This is a genomic window from Njordella calcicola, from assembly GCF_056494125.1.
The window spans coordinates 3,567,599-3,586,791 of record NZ_CM151396.1; the positions used below are offsets into that span (position 1 = coordinate 3,567,599).

The following is a 19,193-nucleotide window of genomic DNA, read 5'->3' on the forward strand; positions in this document are numbered from 1 at the left end:
GCCTGTTCTCTATTTGAAGAGGAGCTGCGCGAAGTCAGCCAGGTTTTGACGCCAGAACTGCCAGTTATGCCCCATGTCCGGTACTTCCGTGTAAGTGACGTTCACTCCAACCGAATCCAGGTACTTCTTGAACTGCTGGTTCGTTGGGAGTGCCCCAAAGTCCGCTGTTCCACATGCGATCCAGAGAAGCTTGATCTTCTCGTTCGAGCTCTTGTCGAGCGTTGGAAACTGAGCTGGGATTTTGTCTTCTGCAAGACTGAAGCCTCGACCTCGAGTGGCTGGCCGAGTAAGCGGCCAAGTGTTGAACGCTCCACTGAACGAGCCCAACCAGGCAAACGTCTCCAGGTGATTGAGTCCCGTATGCATCGATTCTGCGCCGCCCATCGACAGCCCAGCCATGGCTCGGCCATTGGGTTCGGTTGAGACGTTGTATTGCTTTTCAACTTGAGGAATAACTTCCTCAAGTAAGATGCGAGTGTAGGTTGGCAGCATGTCGAGGTGATCGATATCTACCGGGCCAGCGGCCGTTCCGTAAGCGTGAGGCATGACCACAACCATCGGCACTGCTTTGCCCTGATTGATGAGCGTATCAAGCGTCACATTCGCAGCACCGTCGTCCAACCAAGCACGCGTGTCTTGCTGCCAACCATGATGCAGGTACAGAACCGGATAGGGTTCGCTACGTTTAGCGTCGTAGTTGGGTGGCGTGTACACGAAAAAATCGCGTTCATCGTTTGCGAGTTTCGATTGAAACACGTGCTGTGCAACGACGCCACGCGGTACATTCGGCACTGGTGTCCACGGCATGTCGCCTGGAACGAGTACCGTATTCTGTCCAATCCGTCGATAAGGTGAACTAAATCGAGTATTGGATGGATCGACGGTGTTCAAACCATCGACGTCAAAGCTGTATGTGTATAGATCGGGCTTAAGAGTTGTGGACGTTGCAGTCCAAACTCCAGCTCCATCTTTTGTCATTGCCAGAGGCTCCCTCGTAATACCTCGTACGCTTACTGCTTTAGCGTTGGGGGCCATCAACCGAAAGGTTACCGTGCTATCAGCATTGACCTCGGGTGATCGCACCGGTGGTGGTCCGAACTGAGCGGATGCGACCGTACCGAGTGCGAGTAACAGAGCAACTGAGAGCCCAATAGCTCGCGCTCGAATCCGAACCTGCTTTGTAAACATCATCTATTCAGCCTTGCCTATGTTCTTGTAATGGACTTGCTCTACGGGGACTTTGTTTTAGTTAATGCGACGTTGCTTACTTTGCTTTCACGTCGTAACACAGCAGAAGCCCCTGGTCGCGGATGTAGAGCTTGCCATTGGCAACGACCGGGTGAGCCCACGCCATAGCACTGCTTCGATCGGGTTGCTCAAAGCGCCCGCGTTCGACGAATCCTTCTTTAGATGGCTCGACGAGTAGAACGGGACCGTCTTCACTTCGAAGGTAAAGTCGACCGTCTGCATACAGCAACGCTCCCTTTGGGCCTTTTCGATCTCGCCACAGCGTTTCACCCGTCTTGAAGTCGATACAAGCCATCATGCCACCGCCGTTACCACCGTTGGCACCGTAGAGTGCACCATCTACCACGATCATGCCACCATGGTGATTCTGCATGTTGGTCGTGAAGTAAACTTCCTCTGCTTCAAACTTCCCATTGCTGTTCTTCGTGAGTTTGACCGCTCCTCCACCGGCTCCATAAGCGGACGCCGCAAAGACCAGTCCATTTTCATAGATTGGTGTCGAGCAGTTGATTCCCATACCGTTAGATGGTTTGTTGTATTGCCAAAGGACTTCACCTTTGTCTGCGGACATACCGACCAAAGCGCTCGAGGTCATTTGAACATACTGCCGAACTCCTTCATGTTCGATCGCAATGACAGATGAATACGCTGCACCCGCACGTGGGCCTCCGAATCCTCCAAAGCCACCACGCCGGCCGCCACCGCCACCTCCGCCTGCCATGTTGAATGTGCCTGCGTTCACCTGTCCGCCTACGAATCCTTGGTCAGGGCTCCAGACTTGTTTCTTGGAATCCGTGAATGGTTCTGATGCTCCAGCGTTGATGCGAATCGGCTTCAGTTCTTTATCACTCGCATCTTGCGGAAGTATCTCGATCGCCTTGATCGCTGGGTTTTCAACTTGCTGTTTGAACGTAATCTTCAGCTCACCGTCAGTAATCTCAACAGGAACCGACTCGACATATGCTTTTCGAAGTCCTCCAGCTTTTTGAAATGGGTCGAAGTCTTTGAACTCTTTACCTTGGACCGTAAAGCTGAAGACTCGTTGACCAGCTTGCGAAATGCCTTGATAGGTCTCAGCAAAGTGCAGGTTTACTTGGTATTTACCGTTCGGTAGTTTCTGATTGAAACCGGTCATTCCCCAATGCTCGCTGACATACAGCGTGGGATCTTCGGTGCCAGCAATCGCAGCTGCTTGCGGAGCGTTGCTACCTCGAGGCTGTCCACCGCGTGGCCCACGGTCGCCTTCATTGGGCCGTCCAGCACCAGGCGCTGGAGCGTTTGGCGTTGCACCGGCAGGGGAAGAAGATTGCCAAATCACATCGCCATTTGTTTTGTTGAGCGCGACCAGCGTTGCATTAGCTGCGCCTGGCGTGCAGATCACCTTGTCGCCATCCACCAGAGGTGATTCACGGAAGTTCCACATCGGAGCTGTTCCGGCGAAGTCATCCTTGAAGCTCTTTTTCCAAAGTATCTTGCCGTCCTTTGCGTCTAAACACGCAATACGACCGCTCATGCCAATGGCATAGATTCGGTCACCGTCGACCGTCGGCGTTCCGCCTGGGCCTTCTTTCGACTGCGGCACGTCTTGAGGTTGGGCATCGCCAAGCGAACTAGCCCAGACTTCTTTTCCATCGGCTTCGGACAACGCCCAGACGATTTCTTGGCCGTCGCGATTGCTTAGTCCGTAGAGTTTTCCGCCAGCCACCGCTGGCGCACTGTCACCTCCGCCCAGACCCTCGACTCGCCAAGCCACTGGCGGTCCGCCTGCGGGCCATTCTTGAAGCAGGCCAGTTTCTCCAGAGACGGCGTTGCGATTTGGTCCCTGCCACTGGGGCCAATCTTCAGCAATCGCAATTTGGCTGGAAAACAAGAGTGCCAGGTAACAGGTGATTCGCCGCATAGCATTCGCCTCAGGGGAAGTGGAATTGGGTTGAAGCCACCAGTCGTCCGTTCCGCCTGGACGGGATGCCTCTGGAAGACTAATGCGAGAAGGCGAAATGCGTGGGGCCAAAGATATTTTGCAAACTTTAAGAAACCCTTAGTTTGCTATTGCCGTGTCCGCAGCCAATTGCATTTGGCTAAATCGCGGATCGTCGGCCGGCGTATGGCCTTTGACCACGATACTGGCTTCGCGGTGGTTCACCAAAAACTCAATCCAGTCGATCCACGGGATCATCGGAGTGCCTGATTGACGACTGACGCTTTCGTTGAGCAACCGGTCCAGCAAAGCTTGAGATTGTTCGAACGCCTTGACCGCTTCGTCGGCTCGTCCTGCACGGTGGTGGGCGATAGCGATAAGCGGATATGCGATTCCCTTGCCAAACCACTCAGCGTCGTTCGATTGCTCCAAGCGTTGGATAGCCTTGTCCACATTGCCAGCACGAAGGTGAGCCCAACCGGCGACATACAAGTTGGCGGAATAATACATCGACGCGTATTTGTGTTGGAACTTCTGGTGGGAGCCGGACTTGTTCTCGATGTCCAACAGCATCTGCTCAACTTGGCTGGCCAATTCAGCAGCCTTGTCGGGCGAAATGTCGTCAACGAGCAAGCCGCGCGCGACTACGGACATCGGATCGCTTGTACCAAACGGCTCGATCTCCCGTGTGATTCGTTCGTAGGCTTTGGATTGCCCCGCGAAGAACAGCAACTGCGGCACACCCGAGAGTTCCGCTTGCTGGGCCGAACAACCAATTTCGACTGCTTGGGAGAAATCTGCTGCAGCTGCATCCCAGCGTCCTAGTTTTGCGTTAAGTCGTCCTCGCTCCAGCCAAACGAGGAAATACTTGGGAAGGACTTCTGTTGCTTCGGTGTACGACTTGTATGCTTCCGACCACCGTTGTGCATCCGCATGAACTCTACCTGAGGAAAGTAGAACAGTGGTTGTGTTCAACCTCTGGTTGAAGCCTTCCAGATCCTTGCGAGCCTGATTGGCGGTCTCTTCGGCAGTTTTCGCTTCGTTGAGGGCAAGCACCTTCTCATCGCGTTCCTGGATCGCAACTTGTGCTTGCCAGATGCTCACGATCGTTCCCAACAACAACGCTCCTGTGATGGACGAGACAGTGGATATGGCGACTTTGTTGCGGCGCGCGAACTTGGTGAACCGGTACCAAGTCGATGGCGGGCAAGCGACTACGGGCTGATGCATGAGGAATCGCGAAACATCTTCGGCCATTGATCCGGCTGTCGCGTATCGTCTATTTCGGTCTTTATCCAACGCTTTCATGACAATCCAATCCAGGTCACGCTTCATCGATGAAGCGAGCTTGGCAAGATCCAGTTTGCGATTTGCCGCGATTGTGGTTGCTAGTTGATTATTGAGAGTACTTAGCCGCGTGCTCGGTCGATGCGGTTCTTCTTCACGAATGATTCTGCGCAGTTCATCAAAGCCAGCACTTTGCAACCGATCCGAAGTAAATGGAGTCGTTCCAGTTAACAGCTCATAAAGCAACACACCCAACGAATAGATGTCGCTTCGTGTGTCGATGTCATCTGTGCTCATTCCGGCTTGTTCCGGACTCATATAGGCAGGCGTACCAACCATCGAAGCAAATCGCGTGTACATGGTCTTGATAGTCAAGCTCTGGCCGATTGCCTTTGCCACGCCAAAGTCGATGACCTTTACCAGCGGATGGCCATCCTGCAGCGTGACCAAAATGTTCGATGGTTTCAAATCGCGATGGATGATGCCCTTCTGATGGGCATGCTGCACCGCGTTGCAAATGTCGACAAACAGCTTGAGACGCTCAGAAATGTCGAGTTGATGACCATCACAATACTCGGTAAGCGGCACGCCTCTGACCAGTTCCATCACGAAGTACGGCTGCGCCGATTCAGTTACACCTGCGTCGTAGACTCGAGCGATATTCGGATGATCCATCAGCGCGATCGCTTGGCGTTCCGCTTCGAATCGAGTGAGGACCTCACGTGATTCCATTCCTGGTTTGATGATCTTCAGTGCAACACGTCTGCGGATCGGCGATTGCTGATCGGCGACATAGACCAATCCGAATCCACCTTCGCCGATCTGCTCCATCAGCTTGTATGGTCCAATCATTGTTCCGAGCGTTTGCCCTGAGATTAAACGGTTCACAGCAACGTATGATTCGGTTTCGACATTAGCGAATGGGCGACGATCACTTTGGGCAACGATCGGTGTATCGACCGGATTGTCGTCTCGCTCATGCTCACGCAGAAGAGCAGTGACCGAGGAAAGCAAAGCCGCGTCGCCACGACACGCAGACTCAACAAATGCCGTGCGCTCTTCGATGGACTCTATATCGAGTGCTTCCAAGAAGATTGATTTCTCTGATGATCGAACAGGCTTCATATCGATTCGCCTCCATTCAACTCGCGTCCAAGCCAAGCTCTGGCATAAGCCCAATTCCGTTTCACTGTTCGCGGTGACACGCCCAAAGCTTTGGCAGTCTCATCGACGCCTAGCCCCGCGAAGTAGCGAAGTTCAACGAGTTTTGCCATTTCCGAATCTTCCTGAGCAAGCTTGGTGAGTGCCGCATCCAAGTCGAGCAGCTGGTCAAGGTCGCCAAGCTCGATGGCCACATCATCAGAAAGCTCTTGCCGTTCAAAGCCGCCACCATGTTTAACGCTGTGCCGACGCCTGGCGTGATCCACCAAGATTCGTCGCATCGCTTCGGCTGCTGCAGCGAAGAAATGTGAACGTCCGTCCCACTTGATCTCTGCATTTCCGACCAAGCGGATATACGCCTCGTGCACCAGCGCGGTCGCTTGCAACGTTTGACCAGGTTTCTCTCGATCCAACCGGTGTCCAGCCAGCTTCCGCAATTCTGCGTAGACAAGCGGCAACAACTCGGCTGCGGCAGCCGTATTGCCCTGCTCAATCTGCTGAAGAATCTTGGTAACTTCCGTCATTGGATTTCGATCGGACAGCTTTCTTGTCCCCTGATAAAACCTTGGTTGCGGGACCAGCCCCGTCCTACTTTGGCTCATTAGCCACAATTCTAATGCGGAATCCGCAATCCACCGGGGCCAAATTCTGGTCGAAATCCCCATTTGACGGCGCTTAATTCAATGAAACCAGTCCATGCAGGGAGTCCTTTTCGAGTTTAGAGGACGAGACATTTGTTAATCTGGTCTCCGATTGCACCCTAACCCGTCATTTCGAATCCAACTCCGTGAGAAACCTGAATAGCACTTGGCTTCGACTGACACGGCCGCTTGCACCAAAGGGCAGGCAAAGCTATCCCTCGAAACGATTCACGCAAATTTCAAAAAATCGGCAGCGCGTGACCAAACGTGTCACCGCGTGGGCTTAGATTGGCTCCCATCATTTCCGTTTCGATCCAAATTCAATGGGAGCATAACAATGCAGTTCAATGAAAAGACAACAACCCACCAGGTCGCTGTTCTCCAACAGGTCTGGAAACGCCTCAAAAACGCTGAGGTGCAGACAATACATCAAATCATGGATGCCACCGGACTGCAGTTCGACTCTGTTTGCGAAGCCCTGTACGACTACGCGGAGCTACCAGACTTCATCCAGTTGCTTCAAGACAAAGGATGTCTCGATGATGTGCCGTTCGACGCGTCAGAAATGGAAATGGGGAACCAGGTTCTCCTCCTCACCAAGAAAGGTTTTGCTTGGGGCGATTTTGACGAAGAACCGATCAATCAAGTTCTTGAACTGCTTTAGTCTGGTAGCCGAGCGTCCGAAGACGACATGCCCGATCGTTAACTTCATTTTGTGTCATTTGGCGCTTTAAAAGGGACCACCTATTGGCGCTTCAAATGCCCCCAGTGTTCAATTGTTTAGTAGGTTCTACTTCGTGGTCCCTTTTGAATCCGTCGTCTTAGCTGTTTCATCGGCAGGCTTAGCCGTTGGCGCTTTGGTCCCTTTTGAATTTTCTTGGCGATCGCTTAGTCGGTAGCTGCGGCCTGTGAATTTGAGAATTTCAGCATGGTGCATGAAGCGATCTAGGATGGCTGTCGCGCTGGGTGTGTCACCGATCAGTTTGCCCCAGTCTTCAAGCGGCCTATTGCTGGTCATCAGGGTTGAGCGCAGCTCGTATCTGCGCATGATGATCTCGAATAGATATTCGCCCGAGCGCTTCGGCAGCTGCTTCATTCCCATGTCGTCGATGATCAGCAGGTCGGGCTTCAAGTAACGCTGCAGTGTCTTCTCGTAGCCTTCCATGGCTTCATCATGCAGGAAGTCGCGGACGACGTCGAAGATCGAACGGTAATACACATGAAGGCCATTGCGAATGGCAACATGGCCGAGGGCCTGCGCGATATGGCTCTTCCCGGTTCCAGGAGGTCCCACGATCAACAAGTCCTGATGCTCCCGAATGAAGCGGCAGGTGGCCAATTCAAAGATGGTTGACTTCTTGATTGCGGTGTTGAACGCGAAGTCGAAATCCTCCAGGCGACGCACATCGCGAAAGTTTGCCAACGTAATGCGTCTAGCGATCTGTCGATCCCCGCGCACCAGCAGTTCATCTTGTAAGATCAACTCCAGGAACTCTCGGTGCGACAAGCCCGATGCGGTAGCCTCATGCAAGCGGACTTCCAGCGAGCCGGCCAAGCCAGACAGACGCAGTTTTCGCAACATCTCGGTTAAATGCTTTTCACTCATCTTCTCATACTCCTCCTTGAATTAGGTTATGCACGAACTGCGCATACACCTCAGTCGAACGAATCAGCGGATGTTCCTGCAGGAACTCGAAGGTGCTTTGTGTTTGTCCGTGATGTTCAATCAACTTCTTGATCGATCGCAGTCGAAAACTCTTATGGCTCCAAGCCACTTCGCAAGCTGCTTCAATCTGCTGGCAGTCATGCTTGCCAGTCAGAGACAATAATCCTTGTAGTACACGTGATCCTTGAACACCTCGCTCGGCTACCATGCCATTAGCCCACGATGCCGTATGAGGGCCGATTTTGCCTGCTTTTTCCAGTAAATATGCGATGCCTCGTTCAACGCCGCTAATCTTTTCACTGGCGATATGGGCCTTGAGCGTACTGAACTTGCCAGGCTCCACGCGAGCATGAACAGCAATCTGTTCCCATTTCTGATTAAAGACACGCACCATGCGACTGTCCCACCGCGACCACACTTCCCAGGTCACATACTCGGGAGGAACCGAATAGAAACTCTTGGCCACTTCAATGTGACCATCACGACTGACGACGCGACGTGCTTCGTGGTAAAACGGAAATCGTTCACGTGGAAGTGGTTGTAACGCAGCGCGTTCAACACTTTCGAATAGCTTTCCCACTTGGCACTTGAGAGTCCCGTGAATGCGTGTATCCGCTACCGTCCGTTCCCAATTGGCTAAGTACTCATTCTGTTTAACGATACTCTCAAAGACACGTCCCTTGAGCGCGTTTTCCTGGACATACGCCACGCCTCGTTCCACCTTGCCTTTGTGCCTGGGGGTGTAGGGCTTAGTTGGCAGTACCGTCGTCTTGTAGTGACGACAGAAGTCCAATAACTTTGGGTTGAGTTCGGGATCGAACCAATCCGCCTTGATGACGGCGGCCTTCAAGTTGTCGACAACAATTGTACGCGGCACTCCGCCGAATGCATGAAACGCATTCTCAATAGCCGTAATAAAGCACTCGGAAGTCTGCCGCGTGACCACTTCGCTGTAGGCTTTGCGGCTGTGACTGAGGACCACACGCAGCACATGTGTCCGTCGTTTCTTACCCTCTGAATCGAGATAAGGTGCGCCAGTTCCAAAGTCGATTTGGGCTTCTTCGCCAGCCGCCGTTTCCATCCTCCTAAAAGGCAGCTCCGGCCGCTTACGAAGGCTTTTGACGTAGCGGTTCACACTCCAGTAGCTACCGCTAAAACCATGGTCGGTGACTAGATCCTGATAGATCCGTTGTGCACTGAGTTGCTGCTTGAGACCAGCCACCACGGCTTCATGATAGGCAGCACAACCACTTCGAGCAGACGCAGCAACATTCGCTTCCGCGTCAGACTGCTCCAGCGCCGCACCATCCGCTATCTTTGTCACCGGACCCGTTGGCGCAGTGGTCCCTTTTGAGTCTTCGGCCGCCGATTCCAGAGCCGTTGGCGCTTGACCCGTTGGCGCGGCCCCCTTTGGATTGTGGCTTTCCAGATGCCTTTTGACCGATTTTCGGTCGACTGAAAGGGCCGCTGCAATCTTGCGTTGCGACCAGCCTAAACCGTGTAAGTGCTGTATTGACTGTGCTTTATCCATTGCCAAGTGATTGGACATGACCTGCCCTCGATGCGTACTCTTGTGGCCAAAAGTTCAACATCTGAGCAGACCCTTCCACCTCCATGTAGGTGGGGGATTTTCAAGCGCCAATCACTGGTCCCTTTTGAGCGCCAACTGACAATTTTGTATCTGTATAACGGTGGCGTTGTCTAACACCACCGTTGCTCAAATATGGGATCGATGGATGATGCCCTACACGCCTTCGCCGCGGACAAGTCTATCTCGAATGTCTTCACAAAGCGTGAAGGTTATGACAGCAGGATGTTCTTCGCGGGCTGGACTTCTATGCATCACGAACAATTGATCGTCCATCCGTATCTGGTTGCCATACTTTTTTGACTCGCGTTCCGAGGCATCTTTCAAGGCCCGCAGGAAAGCGAAGTAGTTACATCCCAAGACCCTGCACATCTCAACGTAGGGTGTAAAGAACTCGTGAGCTTCGAAGTAGTCACAACAGGACTCGATGAGCTCTCGCGACCAGATGCGATTCGAGGCTTCTAGCGACCGACCTTTCATCAAAAGCTTCAGTGATTCTGGTCGGCAACAATAACCGCGTTGCCGCATATGTTCTGCTGCCTCCTCAATCGTCAGTGGCCGGCCACCGCGAGCGATAGGCTTACGCTCAAGCTCGACGAATTCTTCGATGGTCAATCCAATCCTCATTTACACGACTCCTATGATAAACACTCGATTTGTGGCAAGGTAAAGTTGCCTGCCTATATGCTTATTCCTTGCGAGCCGGGCAATTCGTAAAAGATTCCGCGAGAGATAGCAGATTAAGTCCACAGCGAATGCGTTCTCTTTCGCACCCTAATCCGTCATTTCGAACCCGCACCGGGTATTCCTACAGATAGACGCGGCTGCTGTTGCTGCGAATGTCTGTCTTCGAGCCGCCAATTATAGCGGCGTTGAGCATGGAGGTGCGAGTTGCTCTCGTCTGTTCCCCCTTCTTCACTGTCCGCGCCGGCTCGGCGATCAGAAATCGCTGCGATTCTGGCGGCCGGCATCGTCCGGATGAAATCGCGTATGGCGATCCTGGATTCAGAAATCGACGACGATCCAGCGGAATTGCCAACAGCTTGCCTTGAGGTTTCTTCGGAAAGCGTGCTCTCTGTGACCAACGTGGTTAACGACCAGTGAGTCCGTTTTCTCAGGAGAAATCAATGCAAATCGACATCGACAAAGAGGTTGCTCTGCTCCAACGCATGACGGTTGGACAGCTACGAGAGAAATTCGAAGAGACGTGGGGCGAGCCCACCAACACTCGCAACAAGCACTGGCTCGTCAAACGCATCGCTTGGAAGATGCAGGCCAACATCGAAGGTGACATTTCACAGCGGGCCAGGCGTCGCGCCGCAGAACTCGCTCGCGGGACTGATATCCGTACGACCGCGCCCAAAGCCATCAAGCCAGCCCCGAAGCCAGCGGGCGACACCGTGACCGGTTTCGTTCAACCCGAAGAAGACAATCGTCTCCCGCCGCCGAGATCAGAGATCGAGCGAGTCTACAAAGGCGAGAAGATCGTGGTGCTCGTTCTGGAAAACGGCTTCGAATACGAGGGGGCGATCTACAAGACGCTAAGCGCTGTGGCCAAGAAGATTACGGGCCAGCACTGCAACGGATACCACTTCTTCAAGCTCAACAAAAAAGGCGGTGACAAATGAACAAGGCCAACATCAATCGCCAATTGAACTGTGCGATCTACACCCGCAAGTCCACAGACGAGGGGCTCGACAAGGAGTTTAATTCGCTTGACGCTCAACGCGAATGCGCCGAGGCGTACATCAAAAGCCAAACGCAAGAGGGCTGGCATTGCGTGCCCGATCGCTACGACGATGGTGGATTCACCGGTGGCAACATGGATCGTCCAGCGCTCAGGCAATTGCTGGCGGACATCGAAGCCAGCAAGGTGAACTGCGTGGTCGTCTATAAGGTCGACCGACTGAGCCGCTCGCTGATGGACTTCGCTCGTATGCTCGAAGTCTTCGAACGCAACCAAGTCGCATTCGTCAGCGTGACGCAGCAATTCAACACGACCAACTCGATGGGGCGGCTGATGCTCAACGTGCTGCTGTCGTTTGCCCAGTTCGAACGCGAGCTGATCTCGGAGCGAACCCGTGACAAGATCGCAGCGGCGCGACGCAAAGGCAAATGGTCTGGTGGCATGCCGCTGCTTGGATACGACATCGAGCCGCAAGGTGGCAAGCTTCGAATCAACGAGGTCGAGGCCAATAGGGTCAGGACGATCTACAGCCTGTACTTAGAACGCGAATCGATCATGGCGACCATCGCTGAACTCGACAACCGTGGCTGGAACAACAAGTCATGGAAAACGAAGAAGGGAACCCTCCGGGGCGGCTCGCCGTTTACCAAGGCAACGCTGTTCCGGCTCCTGACCAATGTCACCTACATCGGCAAGCTTGGCTACAAAGACGAAGTGAACGAAGGAGAGCATGATGCGATTGTTTCACTGGAGGTTTGGCAGAAGGTTCAATCGCTTCTGACACGAAATGGCCGAACTGGCGGTGTCGAAGCGAGAAACAAGTTCGGCGCGATGCTCAAAGGAATCCTTCGATGTGCCTGCTGCGACTGTTCGATGACGCCGACGCACACGACCAAGAACGGATCGAAACGCTACCGTTACTATGTTTGCATGAAGGCCCAGAAGCGTGGCTGGAAGAACTGCAAGTCGAAGTCAGTACCGGCCGCCGAGATCGAGAAGTTTGTCGTCGACAAGATACGCCACGTTGGTCACGACGCGGCGCTCGTCGACGAGGTGGTGGAACAAGCCAAGATCCAAACTGAGCGCGAACTGGGGGCACTTGTGGCCGAACGGGACGAGCTTGTGAAAGAACTGGAGTACTGGAACGAAGCCATTCGCGTTGCCGCTCCCAAGATTAAGCCAGGCTCGCCGGATGCAACTTCTCTGGAACAGTTAGCCGACTGGCACGAGAGTCTTCGTCGCGCCGAGCATCGGCATGCGATCGTTAGAGCGAAGCTGACGGCGCTGCAGACCCAGACGCTAACCCGCGCAGATGTCGTCAATGCATTGACCAGTTTCGAGCCGATCTGGGAATCGCTCACAGTCCGCGAGCAATCGCGGATTGTCCAGTTGATCGTCAAGCAGATCGATTACGACGGAGCGACCGGTCGCGTGACCATCACGTTCCATCCCGATGGCATCAAGACGATCGCCATGGAGAACCGTCCTGAACTTGTGGAGGCCGCATCATGAGCAAGCCAGTAAGCGTCGACTTTCAGTTCTCAATCAAGCAACGTGGCCGTGGGGCCAAGAAGCGAATCGTCGAAGGGGCATCCCAATGGGACGAATCCAAGCCAGCACTCGAACGAATCCCGCGCATCTCGCGATACATGGCACTCGCGATCCACTTCGAGGACCTCATCCGGCAAGGCGTCGTCACCGACTACGCCGACCTCGCCCGCCTCGGGCATGTGACCAGAGCACGCGTGACGCAGATCATGAACTTGCGGCTGTTGGCTCCCGAAATTCAGGAAGAACTCCTTCTCGGCGAAAAGAATTGCGATGACCGCACACCGATTAAGCTGAAATCACTTCAATTCATTGCGACGGTATTTAGCTGGCGAACCCAACGAAAACTCTGGGAAAATCGAGAGTAACGTTCCCAAACGTCTTTCGGCGCTATCGGAGCGCCGATTCAGCGCCGGTTATTCCGTTGGCGGCCGATCGCTTCAGGTACCACACCGTGCCTCAGCCCTTTACGCTCCTCTCAATCAACCCTATCCAGTCCTAACGCGCAAGGACAGGACGGGAAGCCGTGTGAACGCTATCCGCTTTGGCTGGTAATCGAGCTAGTGGCCAAAAAGTCGCCCAACTGGTAAACTCTGGGCAAATGGACAATCTAGGACGGAAGGTCATGGAAATGGCAGAAAAGACGGCTAAACCAATCAACGTTGCTTCGGTTCCACATCGCAGCGTGTTCAGATATCCAGGTGGCAAGACTTGGTTAGTACCCCACCTGCGCCGTTGGCTTACTTCTCTGGAGACAAGGCCTGCCGAGTTCGTCGAGCCCTTTGCTGGTGGTGGGATATGTGGTCTCACGACGATATTCGAGAACCTAGCCGATAGCCTAACGCTGATCGAACTCGATGAATCCGTAAGTTCAGTTTGGCAGGTAATCCTCAACGGTAAAGGCAAGGCCTTGGCGGAACGGATCGTCAGCTTTGATGTAACGTTAGAAAACGTTCGAGCCGTCCTAGATGCGGAAAACAAGTCGCCGCTCGATAAAGCCTTTGCCGCGATAGTAAGGAACCGAATGCAGCGAGGCGGGATCATGGCACCCGGAGCAAGCTTGATGAAGTCTGGCGAAGCTGGGAAAGGTCTGAAATCTCGTTGGTATTCAGAGACTCTGAAGAAACGCATTCTTGATATTGTTGAACGAAAGAAGTCGATTACTTTCATCAAGGGTGACGGTATAACGTATTTGCAATCGATTGCGAAACGTAAAGATGTTGCCTGCCTTGTTGATCCACCTTACACAGTCGCGGGGCGACGACTATATGCCCATTCCGACGTTGACCACGATCTGTTGTTCAAGGTAGTCGCCAAATCGAAATTCCAATTTTTGATGACGTATGACAACTGCGAAGCCGTCCATAACCTTGCTAAAAAGTACGGACTGGACACACAGGAAGTCGCTATGAAGAACACTCATCATGCTGTGATGAGCGAGCTGTTGATTGGAAAGGATTTGTCTTGGGCACGGTGAACGATTTTACTTTCGCCGCCGCTTAGTGGGCTTTGGCGATAGCTTCTCTACAATCTTCGCTTCAAACTCTGGCAAAGTTACAGGTGATCCGCCTGTCAATCCTTCAACCGCACGTTCTAGCGTTTGCATCTCAGGAATGCCGATCTTGATAGTTGCCGGATCAGTAGATTCGTCATAGTCAATCAGAAACCATGCGATATCAGCATTTGAGAGATGCGATACCGTTTCTACGTTAACGACGTTTGTTCGAAACCACGCGCGATCAACTGCTACTGCCATCTTCTTTCCCCAGCGACGCAGTGTCGGCACCTTGATCTGCAATTGAGGCATCAAGCGTTTGGGACCACTGCTTCGATAGTCAGGGCGACGATTCTTGTCTGGAAACGGCATGCTGTCGTATGGGAAGTCACGAATATGCTCAAACAGCAATTTCATCTTCTCACCGGAAAAATAGACTGTCTGGATTTCGAGAGCGCACCACTTCTCGTCGTCAGTCGAATGCACTAAGACGTTATCAATGTTCCCAACGTCCTCTTTCGCTGCTTCCACGTCTTCGCCACTCTCAGCTTCTGCGATCTCCTCAGCGTTGGCATCCATTGAATCTGAAGTTAAACGCTGAAGAAACCGAACTTCATCAGCAACACGTGGTGCTGGCTCCTCAATCATATAGAGAGATATCTCTCTATAGATTGTTCCGTTCTGTTTGAATCTATGTGGGCACACCGCACGTAGATCGCCGTCTTTTCCATTCAATACACTGGCAGTTCCATTGTCTTCCCACTCGTACAGCCTCAAGCAGCATATCCCGCCTTTCTTGCTGCAAAGCTGACTCTTCTCGGTATCAGGCTTGAACGGACAAATCGGGGCATTTGCTTTGGTCTGCTTGATTGCTGTTTCAGCAAACTGACGACGTTCATCTGTTGTTAGATTCACGAAAGATCGCCCATACCATTCACCTATTCCGAAGCGCGGGGCTGGAATCTTGAATGCCTTCTCCTTCGGCTGGGACTTCTTCTTTGCCATTCGACTTTTTGATCCTGACGCAATCCAAGGCAGCGAGCGGACAATAGCCCGATGCTTGGTTAACTACTGGGGACGATTACACTTGGTGTTAAACCCCTTAATTCTCGCAGACACGACCGAGGGCACAAGTCCAGGATTCAAATCGCACAAAAAATCGACGAATAGCTGAATTCTTTTTACGAAGTGCGGCATTCGGCTGGAATAAGCATCTGGACAAGCAATTTGACTTGTTGCGAGCGAAATCGAGCCAAACCAAGGAGATGAACGAATGGCGATTGGACTGACTTTTGAGGGATACGTCGAGCTGAAGCTGATGCCGCCCAAGCATGCGGATCGGGCGTTTGTAGCGGCTGCCGAGCATATGCGGGATGAAGCGTTTTCGATGTCGCTTCCCCAGGCGGCTTGGCATGCACAAACGTGTGGCAACTCCACCAACCCACTGGAACTCGACTTGGAGCGTTAAGCCAACTCGAGAGCAAAAGCAGGTGCAGATCGGTGCTTTGTCACAGACCAAGCCAGTTCGAATTTCGGTTCGCATGGGTGGTTGAGGGTGATTGGCAATCGCTTAAATCCCGCGTGGCGTAAAAAAATCAGCATATCGGTCGGATTCAGATTAAGCTATTTACGAAAGAATTTCAGAAAACCCGTGGGATTAGGCAGGAGGGCCTTGGAATGACGAGAGACTAGCACATGGGACACATGCGGCTCGGAACTTTACCCGATACAACTCGTTGGAGACGAGTCGTTGGGCTATTGGCCGAAGGTGGTGACGTTGCCGCTGTCGCTGGTGCAACCTCGCAAGCAGCCCAAGATGGACTCGATATTGCCCACAACGACCCGGGCCTTTGTCACGCCGTCTATCTATTAACGCAGTTCGTACTAGCAGCACGAACTGACGATTTCGCTGGCTCACTTCAAAACGCTGGAATTAGCGTTCCCGGTGATGCAGGATTGTTCGACATTGTGAGTGGCTTCAGCGAAGCTGTCGACCGCCACCTCGTCGGCAATGGTAAGCGAACTGACATCGGCGAGATGGCGCAGTCTGCAGCGGTTGAAAGCATTACTGCGTTGATTGGTCCACGCTCGCAGAGTCTCTTTGGGACGACAACTGCCGAGATTCAGGACGCTGCGTACCATTTCTCAACGCAGAACGGTTTCGCAACCCTCGCGCACGATTTCTTCTCACGATTCACTCAGCGATACCTCACATACCACCTCGGCCGCGAGCTCTCCAATCATGTTGGCGGGAACGGGCGATTTGCCGACCCGTCCGAGAGCTCAGATTTTGTTCAAAAGCTCGGTGCACATTGCCGGGAAGCTGGTGAAATTGTCAGAACGTTTGCTGGCGGCTGGTATTCCAAGGCGAACTTTGAGAATGGGATCACCCCGCAGAAGGCGAAGAACTTTGCGAACTATGCACTGACCAAGCTGAAATCAGAGCTTAAAGTGCGGGGGGATCGAGATGACTGAAAAGCATCTGATCCTTTGCGGTGGCGCAAAGCTTTCGTCGAGGAATAAGGCGTGGCGAGAATCTAAGCCGATCCGTCTGGAACTAGGAAAGGGTGAAAAGCAGCTCCACCTTCGCCTACATCATATCACGCGCAGGCTGGCCAGCCAGATTCCTGCTATCGCAATCGATCTCTTGGAGATTGCGACATACGTTTACGCCGCAGACCAGATGGTTAGTCGAGGTGGGCTAAAGGAATTTGAATATGGCACGAAGTGGCGTAGGCAGTTCCGCTTGGAGATCCCAGTGCGACTGCCTGACAAGTGGAATGATCCAAAGATGATTTCACTACTTCAAGAGACGATCGGTTTTCTTTCCGACGATGACTATGAGTTTCACTTCACGAGCTTCAAGACGCCACCAAATGTTGACCGGTATCTTTTCGATACACTCGAGGTTGATGATGCGGGATTTGAAGAAGTCATACTGTTTTCAGGTGGTCTCGATTCGTTTGGCGGTGCCGTCCAAGAGATTATACAAGGCCAGCGCAAGGTGGTTCTTGTAAGCCATCGACCGGTCAGCAAAATCTACGCGAGGCAGAAGGGATTGGTGAAGGACCTGGTCGATCATTTGGGTAAGAAATCCATTGCGCCGATGCATGTTGCCATTGAGGTCAACAAGACGAAGAATTTTGGTCGGGACTTCACCCAACGCAGTCGGTCGTTTTTGTTCGCTGCCCTCGCTGCTGCCGTTGCACTCTCTCTCAACCGGAATCGGATTCGATTCTATGAGAACGGAGTAATCAGTCTGAATATCCCATTGAGCCCGCAAGCGATAGGTGGACGTGCGACTCGTACCACGCACCCACGCGTATTAAATGGCTTCGAAGAGATATTCAGTCTGGCATTCGATAAGCCGTTTGCTGTTGAGAACCCGTATTTGTGGAAGACAAAGGCCGACATTCTCCGCGAGATAAAGGCTATTGGCTTGGCTAAACTGTGCGCTCGCACAAGTAGCTGCACCCACACAAAGGAACAGACTCACATGCACACGCACTGTGGCTATTGTTCGCAATGTGTAGATCGGCGATTGAACGCACTCGCTGCTGGGTTTACGAACGAAGAAGATCCAGCAGAGATGTATTCGTCCGATGTGGTCTTCGGCGAACGTGAGGAAGCTGATCTCACCATGATCGAACGTTATCTCGGCACCTGCTTGGAGCTCGATCGGTTGGGCAGCCCCGAAGGACTTCTTGTAGCGTATCCGGAGATTGCACGGGTCCTTCGGCAACTCAGACTACCACCGTCACAAGCGGCTGACGAAGTGTTCAAACTATTAAAGCGACATGCACGGGATATTTGCGGCACTGTCGAAAACATCGTTAGTTCTTCGTCTGCAAAAGTGGTGCGAAAGGACTATCCGCCGCGGTCATTGCTGGGAATTGCAGTGGGACGTGTGTCTCAGACTTCGAAACCAGCTGCACCGGCATCGCTTGAGCATAGCACAAACGACACTGGGCACGCATCCACTAACGGAGCGGTGTTGTTTAATGACGAAACGTTCTCTGTGGTGTTTCAAGGCAAATCGTGTGAGCTCCGAAATACGAAGGAGTACGCATTTATTAAGCGTATCAGCAAGAGGCCAGGCACCTACGTGTCACTCGATGAGTTGCGAGCATCGGTTTGGCAAGATGAGCATGTCGAGAAGAACACCGTGCAGCGTGTGGTGTCAAATCTGCGTAGGCAGCTTGAATCTGTTGGGCTTGTAAACCTTGAAATCGACGGGAAGACAAACCGTCATCATTACGCCCTGAAGATTAAGGCGTAGCTGAAAAACCTGCGCGACATCAGCGATTTCTCAGCGTTGTGTAAAGCGAAAAATCAGCGACCCTCTTCAGAATCTTCTTCGTTAGCCGCAGCAAATTGCGGTCGTTCATCTACGAAGGAGAGACTAAATGGATTCCGCGTTATCTACGCGAGACAGCAAGTGCGGGCCCACCTCGCATGTACAAAAGCGAGACCTTTCGCGTGACTGTATTCAATTGCTTGAGTTGATGCAGCGGATCAACTTTGGACGGATCGAAGGTCTTCGGGTCATCAATGGTGAGCCAGTTCTCAGTTCCATCAAAAGCGCAAGGAGCGTTCACAAACTAAAGGGCGAGAATGGTCCGAGACCAGAACTTGGGATCGCGGATTTTTCTCTGAAGCAAGAGGTGTGCGAGCTCTTTCGCTTGATTGAGAGGGTTGGGAACGGTGAGCTTGATCTAATTGAGATCAAGCATGGCCTTCCGTTTATTGTCGAACTCAATGAGGTGCCGGCCTAATCACGGAGTGGGCACCCAAAAAATCATTTTATCATATTAGTTCCCTGACATTTAGCTGGCCGCAAAGCGGAGGCAATTGTGGGCGACGCCGAACATGGCTCGACTCGCATTGCCGCCGCTTTTTTCGTTTTGCTGCATTGGATTGACCGCTCGTCGTTAGCCCACGCCAAGCTCCAAGC

At 52.7% G+C, this 19,193-nt stretch carries 18 protein-coding genes; 10 read left to right on the plus strand and 8 right to left on the minus strand.

Annotated features, from left to right (window positions below; all coding sequences use genetic code 11):
- Positions 1-9: 9 nt before the first annotated feature.
- From SH302x_RS13525 to SH302x_RS13540, 4 genes are all read right to left on the minus strand, one after another.
- Entirely contained in the window at positions 10-1,191 is a 1,182-nt protein-coding gene (locus SH302x_RS13525) for an alpha/beta hydrolase (protein WP_479369213.1), read from the minus strand.
- A 73-nt stretch (positions 1,192-1,264) separates the two neighbouring features.
- Positions 1,265-3,148 carry an outer membrane protein assembly factor BamB family protein gene (locus SH302x_RS13530; protein WP_479369214.1) on the minus strand — a complete coding sequence of 628 codons (1,884 nt, stop codon included), beginning with the start codon at positions 3,146-3,148 and terminating at the stop codon, positions 1,265-1,267.
- 138 nt (positions 3,149-3,286) lie between these two features.
- Complete coding sequence (locus SH302x_RS13535) at positions 3,287-5,578, minus strand: protein kinase domain-containing protein (protein ID WP_479369215.1); 2,292 nt, start codon at positions 5,576-5,578, stop codon at positions 3,287-3,289.
- Complete coding sequence (locus SH302x_RS13540) at positions 5,575-6,138, minus strand: ECF-type sigma factor (RefSeq protein ID WP_479369216.1); 564 nt, start codon at positions 6,136-6,138, stop codon at positions 5,575-5,577. The genes SH302x_RS13535 and SH302x_RS13540 overlap by 4 nt, the downstream gene beginning before the upstream one ends.
- 454 nt (positions 6,139-6,592) lie before the next feature.
- Between SH302x_RS13540 and SH302x_RS13545 the strand changes: the two genes are divergently transcribed.
- On the plus strand, positions 6,593-6,919 hold the full coding sequence (locus SH302x_RS13545; protein ID WP_479369217.1) for a hypothetical protein: 327 nt from the start codon (positions 6,593-6,595) through the stop codon (positions 6,917-6,919).
- A gap of 126 nt (positions 6,920-7,045) precedes the next feature.
- Here SH302x_RS13545 and istB read toward each other — a convergent pair whose 3' ends face one another.
- From istB to SH302x_RS13560, 3 genes are all read right to left on the minus strand, one after another.
- The gene (istB, locus tag SH302x_RS13550; protein ID WP_479369218.1) at positions 7,046-7,861 is read right to left on the minus strand and encodes an IS21-like element helper ATPase IstB; all 816 of its coding nucleotides are present in this window, start codon (positions 7,859-7,861) and stop codon (positions 7,046-7,048) included.
- Positions 7,862-7,865: 4 nt separating this feature from the next.
- Positions 7,866-9,470 (minus strand): IS21 family transposase, encoded by a 1,605-nt coding sequence (gene istA, locus SH302x_RS13555; RefSeq protein ID WP_479369219.1) that lies wholly within the window; start codon positions 9,468-9,470, stop codon positions 7,866-7,868.
- Between the two features lie 195 nt (positions 9,471-9,665).
- Positions 9,666-10,136 carry a hypothetical protein gene (locus SH302x_RS13560; protein WP_479369220.1) on the minus strand — a complete coding sequence of 157 codons (471 nt, stop codon included), beginning with the start codon at positions 10,134-10,136 and terminating at the stop codon, positions 9,666-9,668.
- A gap of 264 nt (positions 10,137-10,400) precedes the next feature.
- On the opposite strand from SH302x_RS13560, the gene SH302x_RS13565 reads away from it, so the two are divergent.
- The 5 genes from SH302x_RS13565 (at position 10,401) to SH302x_RS13585 (ending at position 14,221) form a co-directional block, all read left to right on the plus strand.
- Positions 10,401-10,613, plus strand: coding sequence for a hypothetical protein (locus tag SH302x_RS13565; RefSeq protein WP_479369221.1), 213 nt, complete (start codon positions 10,401-10,403; stop codon positions 10,611-10,613).
- A 23-nt stretch (positions 10,614-10,636) separates the two neighbouring features.
- A complete protein-coding gene (locus SH302x_RS13570; protein WP_479369222.1) occupies positions 10,637-11,137 on the plus strand; it encodes a DUF2924 domain-containing protein in 501 nt (166 codons plus the stop codon).
- On the plus strand, positions 11,134-12,708 hold the full coding sequence (locus SH302x_RS13575; protein WP_479369223.1) for a recombinase family protein: 1,575 nt from the start codon (positions 11,134-11,136) through the stop codon (positions 12,706-12,708). Before SH302x_RS13570 ends, SH302x_RS13575 begins: the two co-directional genes overlap by 4 nt.
- Entirely contained in the window at positions 12,705-13,112 is a 408-nt protein-coding gene (locus SH302x_RS13580; protein ID WP_479369224.1) for a hypothetical protein, read from the plus strand. The genes SH302x_RS13575 and SH302x_RS13580 overlap by 4 nt, the downstream gene beginning before the upstream one ends.
- 263 nt (positions 13,113-13,375) lie before the next feature.
- Complete coding sequence (locus SH302x_RS13585) at positions 13,376-14,221, plus strand: DNA adenine methylase (RefSeq protein WP_479369225.1); 846 nt, start codon at positions 13,376-13,378, stop codon at positions 14,219-14,221.
- A gap of 6 nt (positions 14,222-14,227) precedes the next feature.
- On the opposite strand, the gene SH302x_RS13590 is transcribed toward SH302x_RS13585, so the two are convergent.
- The gene (locus tag SH302x_RS13590; protein ID WP_479369226.1) at positions 14,228-15,244 is read right to left on the minus strand and encodes a NotI family restriction endonuclease; all 1,017 of its coding nucleotides are present in this window, start codon (positions 15,242-15,244) and stop codon (positions 14,228-14,230) included.
- Between the two features lie 268 nt (positions 15,245-15,512).
- On the opposite strand from SH302x_RS13590, the gene SH302x_RS13595 reads away from it, so the two are divergent.
- The 4 genes from SH302x_RS13595 to SH302x_RS13610 all read left to right on the plus strand — a co-directional run bounded on the left by SH302x_RS13595 (position 15,513) and on the right by SH302x_RS13610 (position 19,014).
- On the plus strand, positions 15,513-15,707 hold the full coding sequence (locus SH302x_RS13595) for a hypothetical protein (protein ID WP_479362948.1): 195 nt from the start codon (positions 15,513-15,515) through the stop codon (positions 15,705-15,707).
- A 236-nt stretch (positions 15,708-15,943) separates the two neighbouring features.
- Positions 15,944-16,714, plus strand: coding sequence for a hypothetical protein (locus SH302x_RS13600; RefSeq protein ID WP_479362949.1), 771 nt, complete (start codon positions 15,944-15,946; stop codon positions 16,712-16,714).
- Positions 16,707-18,518, plus strand: a complete 1,812-nt coding sequence (locus SH302x_RS13605) for a winged helix-turn-helix domain-containing protein (protein WP_479362950.1) — start codon at positions 16,707-16,709, stop codon at positions 18,516-18,518. Before SH302x_RS13600 ends, SH302x_RS13605 begins: the two co-directional genes overlap by 8 nt.
- A 127-nt stretch (positions 18,519-18,645) precedes the next feature.
- Positions 18,646-19,014: a hypothetical protein gene (locus SH302x_RS13610; protein WP_479362951.1), complete on the plus strand. Its 369-nt coding sequence runs from the start codon at positions 18,646-18,648 to the stop codon at positions 19,012-19,014.
- The last annotated feature ends 179 nt before the right edge of the window (positions 19,015-19,193 follow it).

Coding starts and splice junctions, on each gene's coding strand:
- SH302x_RS13525 (WP_479369213.1), bottom strand. CDS start 1,191: ATGATGTTTACAAAGCAGGTTCGGATTCGAGCGCGAGCTATTGGGCTC.
- SH302x_RS13530 (WP_479369214.1), bottom strand. CDS start 3,148: ATGCGGCGAATCACCTGTTACCTGGCACTCTTGTTTTCCAGCCAAATT.
- SH302x_RS13535 (WP_479369215.1), bottom strand. CDS start 5,578: ATGAAGCCTGTTCGATCATCAGAGAAATCAATCTTCTTGGAAGCACTC.
- SH302x_RS13540 (WP_479369216.1), bottom strand. CDS start 6,138: ATGACGGAAGTTACCAAGATTCTTCAGCAGATTGAGCAGGGCAATACG.
- SH302x_RS13545 (WP_479369217.1), top strand. CDS start 6,593: ATGCAGTTCAATGAAAAGACAACAACCCACCAGGTCGCTGTTCTCCAA.
- istB (WP_479369218.1), bottom strand. CDS start 7,861: ATGAGTGAAAAGCATTTAACCGAGATGTTGCGAAAACTGCGTCTGTCT.
- istA (WP_479369219.1), bottom strand. CDS start 9,470: ATGTCCAATCACTTGGCAATGGATAAAGCACAGTCAATACAGCACTTA.
- SH302x_RS13560 (WP_479369220.1), bottom strand. CDS start 10,136: ATGAGGATTGGATTGACCATCGAAGAATTCGTCGAGCTTGAGCGTAAG.
- SH302x_RS13570 (WP_479369222.1), top strand. CDS start 10,637: ATGCAAATCGACATCGACAAAGAGGTTGCTCTGCTCCAACGCATGACG.
- SH302x_RS13575 (WP_479369223.1), top strand. CDS start 11,134: ATGAACAAGGCCAACATCAATCGCCAATTGAACTGTGCGATCTACACC.
- SH302x_RS13580 (WP_479369224.1), top strand. CDS start 12,705: ATGAGCAAGCCAGTAAGCGTCGACTTTCAGTTCTCAATCAAGCAACGT.
- SH302x_RS13585 (WP_479369225.1), top strand. CDS start 13,376: ATGGCAGAAAAGACGGCTAAACCAATCAACGTTGCTTCGGTTCCACAT.
- SH302x_RS13590 (WP_479369226.1), bottom strand. CDS start 15,244: ATGGCAAAGAAGAAGTCCCAGCCGAAGGAGAAGGCATTCAAGATTCCA.
- SH302x_RS13595 (WP_479362948.1), top strand. CDS start 15,513: ATGGCGATTGGACTGACTTTTGAGGGATACGTCGAGCTGAAGCTGATG.
- SH302x_RS13600 (WP_479362949.1), top strand. CDS start 15,944: ATGCGGCTCGGAACTTTACCCGATACAACTCGTTGGAGACGAGTCGTT.
- SH302x_RS13605 (WP_479362950.1), top strand. CDS start 16,707: ATGACTGAAAAGCATCTGATCCTTTGCGGTGGCGCAAAGCTTTCGTCG.
- SH302x_RS13610 (WP_479362951.1), top strand. CDS start 18,646: ATGGATTCCGCGTTATCTACGCGAGACAGCAAGTGCGGGCCCACCTCG.